5 protein-coding genes are annotated in these 3,178 nt (G+C 39.5%); 2 read left to right on the plus strand and 3 right to left on the minus strand.

Features of this window, described 5'->3' with window-relative positions:
• The first annotated feature begins 79 nt into the window (after window positions 1-79).
• Window positions 80-613, plus strand: coding sequence for a hypothetical protein (locus L4C33_RS20880; protein WP_428814314.1), 534 nt, complete (start codon window positions 80-82; stop codon window positions 611-613).
• 62 nt (window positions 614-675) lie between these two features.
• Here the strand turns inward: L4C33_RS20880 and L4C33_RS20885 are convergent, their stop codons facing one another.
• The 3 genes from L4C33_RS20885 to L4C33_RS20895 form a co-directional block, all read right to left on the minus strand.
• Window positions 676-1,245: a YceI family protein gene (locus tag L4C33_RS20885; protein WP_428814315.1), complete on the minus strand. Its 570-nt coding sequence runs from the start codon at window positions 1,243-1,245 to the stop codon at window positions 676-678.
• A complete protein-coding gene (locus tag L4C33_RS20890; RefSeq protein WP_428814316.1) occupies window positions 1,242-1,781 on the minus strand; it encodes a cytochrome b in 540 nt (179 codons plus the stop codon). The genes L4C33_RS20885 and L4C33_RS20890 overlap by 4 nt, the downstream gene beginning before the upstream one ends.
• 169 nt (window positions 1,782-1,950) lie before the next feature.
• Window positions 1,951-2,196: a DUF2164 domain-containing protein gene (locus L4C33_RS20895; RefSeq protein WP_428814317.1), complete on the minus strand. Its 246-nt coding sequence runs from the start codon at window positions 2,194-2,196 to the stop codon at window positions 1,951-1,953.
• A 194-nt stretch (window positions 2,197-2,390) separates the two neighbouring features.
• Between L4C33_RS20895 and L4C33_RS20900 the strand changes: the two genes are divergently transcribed.
• Window positions 2,391-3,023, plus strand: a complete 633-nt coding sequence (locus L4C33_RS20900; protein ID WP_428814318.1) for a hypothetical protein — start codon at window positions 2,391-2,393, stop codon at window positions 3,021-3,023.
• Window positions 3,024-3,178: the final 155 nt, after the last annotated feature.

Consider the following 3,178-nt stretch of genomic DNA (forward strand, 5'->3'; position numbering starts at 1 on the left):
TTTATTATGAGTACCGTTTAACGTGCGTATTGTTCTTTATATCTTAAGTATTGCCTTCCCCTCTATTAGCATTGCGGRCATGGACAGCAAACATCAGTTTGATATCAGTTTCAGCTCGGAGCGAATAGATAAAGATGGAGTTCATGGTGAGCGCTTTCGCCTGCCGAATTCAGAGAAAGAGCTTGTAGACTATGTGCTTCCATATGCGCTGGGCTATGGATACTTTCCAAGCGCGTTCTGGGGAGTAGAAGCTAGGTACTCGATTGCACAAGATCAAATTACCAGCGACGCTTTTGATTCAGCAGTCCAACTAGACTCCTTACAACTTGGTATTGTGGTAAGACAGCCGTATAGAAATTTTCTTTTTTATACAAAAACTGGAATCAATTATTACGAAGGGTACGAATTTGTCTTAGATAAAGTCGACTTTTCAGTTAACCAAGGGAAATTTTACGGTGTACGCCCTTACATTGGCATCGGCGTAAGTGCATTTTATCCGGTATTTAACTGGGGCCACGAAATTGAGATTGGTGGCGGATATACTTACAAAACATTTGAACGTGGCTATTCCATCAGCTCTTTAACCGCGACTATTGGTTACCACTTTTTCTAGGCGACAAAAAAAGAGCATTAAACAATGTTTAATGCTCTTAGAATAAAAAGCTTACGAAGGGGTTACTTCTTTACGCCTTCAACGTGTAATTCCATATCCACGTAGCTTGATGCACCCATTACTGCGATATCAAAATCAGCTAGCTCAAGGCGCGTTGTACCGTTGAAACCAGCACGCTCACCGCCCCACGGGTCTTGGCCTGCGCCAATAAACTCTGCTTCGATAGTAATCGGCTTAGTGACACCATGAAGTGTTAGATCACCCATAACATCTAGTTTGCCATCGCCTTTATCGACAACTTTGGTGCTGCTAAACGTTGCTTCAGAAAACTTACTTGCGTCAATGAAGTCACCGCTACGGATATGCTTATCACGCTCAGCGTGGTTCGAGTCTAGGCTACGAGTATCTACCGTAACATTCACTTTAGAAGCTGTAACATTGCCTTCATCAAATGAGAAATCACCAGAGAATTTGTTAAAGCGGCCTTTAATAAAGCTATAACCAAGGTGGCTAACTTTAAAGTTGATTGATGCGTGTGCACCTTTTGTATCAATGACATAATCAGCTGCATTTGCTGCGAAAGGCATCGCCATAGCGAAAGCTAATCCTGTAGCAATAATTGATTTCTTCATTTTGWAACTCCTATCATTTTTCGTAGCGTATCGTCTTTATCGATAATGTGATGTTTAATTGCAGCTAATGCATGGACTGAAGCCATTAGGATCAAAACCCAAGCTGCATAGTAGTGAATAGTACCTGCGATATCTGATTGATTTTCAAATAGCTCGCCAGCACTTGGAACTGTAAACCACGTAAATACTTCTATTCCTCGATCATCGGAAGTAGAAATTAGATACCCAGATACAAACAACGTGAACATTGTTAGGTACATCAAACCATGAATGACTTTAGCGGCAACTACCTCATAAGGTTTGCCTTCTGTTTTAGGTGACGCCGTCACATGCTTCCAAACAATTCGAGCGACAGTGACAAGGGCTAATAGAATACCTATAGAGCGATGCCAATCTGGAGCTGTTTTGTACCACTCGCTGTAATAAGTCAGGTCAACCATCCATAAGCCAACACCAAATAAACCAAAAATGGTCAGTGCAGAAAGCCAGTGGATTGCTCTTGAAACAGCGTTGTAGTTTTTTACATTCGTCTTCATCGTAAAACCGTAATTAAAATGCAAATAAGAATTAATGTTATATTTGCAAATGTACCTTAGCTCGTGTTGTTGTTATACAGTATTTACCAAGCTTTACACTTTCGTAACCCTGCGAACTTAATCAAGTCATTCAAAATATTCGAACAAGATTACTTTTCTTCTGTAACGATTAGATTTCTACAATCTTTTCAATCTCATACAACTCATCGCTGATATCGAGCATCTTACGTTCCATCACCTGCTGAGCGTCAGAAATACCCTTGTTATAGTAAACAGCGCCAAATTTTTTGCTTATGAAGTCAACTAAGAAATCAGCATCAAACTGACCGACTTCCACATCTAACTCATCTTGTAGATAGGTCTGAAGCGCTTCGGTCATCGTTTGTTTCTGTTTTTTATCCAGTTCAATTGTCATCGTAAATCGTCCATTAGAATGGTTATTTTTAATTGATCTTGTCTCATAGTCACCACTAATTCATTAATAGATAATGAAAAAGTACATTTTTGATGCTCAGATCAATAACTCGATACTTTGCCCTATGACTTTTGCAATTGCTTACCTATGATAAGCAGTCTTACCCGCTTGATAACCATGCATAAGGATATTCGTTGTTATTGGACTTAGTGATACATAACATCAATCACTTTCAAGATGATTGTCTAAAGATGTGTGAACGAAATTACCCTGCAGTTCATAACCATGGTATTAGTGAGCACCACATCGGCAAAGCTTTTGCTCGCCGAATGGAAAATACTTTCAAAGCCTTTAGTCATCCTTGTGTCATCCATCCTTTGGAAACCGTCGAATCGACAGACTTGCCGAATAACTTCCGAGTAACATCAGACAGCGGAACCATTTGGGTAATGACACATCACATGGTTAGTGCGGGCAAAACCTGCCGAAAAAAACTGCTCTCCAGTATCCACGAATGGCAATCTGAATATGGATACTCCATTCAGCCGAATGATCTTCTTATTCTTATCTGTGATCATTGGATTGGTCGAAGTAAAAATAGCCGTGAATTATTACACTGGTGGATGGGAGAACTTCCCGACGAAATAAATGAATATAGCGAACAAGGCATTACTTTATATAAGAGTGAGTCCCAGTTAGCCAATTCATTATCTGAAGGGTTTAATATTAGCCCATGCTATATAAAATTTGCTCACCCTTTAAAACGTTCAACAAATAAACAGCTTATTAGAAAATACATTCAATTATATGCTGTTTTACAATGGTGATATCGAACGCAAAATATCACACAAGTTTTGAGGTTTTTCATTAATTCCATAATGTTAACTGGCTCTATTTTATTCCTTTAATATACAACTCAGTGGGTGTCACCCCGACCCCACAAACAGCCAAAGCGCGATTGCACCTCATTAAGCACCTAGGT

Source organism: Vibrio makurazakiensis, from assembly GCF_050337375.1.
Lineage (GTDB): Bacteria > Pseudomonadota > Gammaproteobacteria > Enterobacterales > Vibrionaceae > Vibrio > Vibrio makurazakiensis.

Excerpts from the sequence above, each read along its gene's own strand:
- L4C33_RS20895 (WP_428814317.1), bottom strand. The coding sequence starts at position 2,196 with ATGACAATTGAACTGGATAAAAAACAGAAACAAACGATGACCGAAGCG.
- L4C33_RS20885 (WP_428814315.1), bottom strand. The coding sequence starts at position 1,245 with ATGAAGAAATCAATTATTGCTACAGGATTAGCTTTCGCTATGGCGATG.
- L4C33_RS20880 (WP_428814314.1), top strand. The coding sequence starts at position 80 with ATGGACAGCAAACATCAGTTTGATATCAGTTTCAGCTCGGAGCGAATA.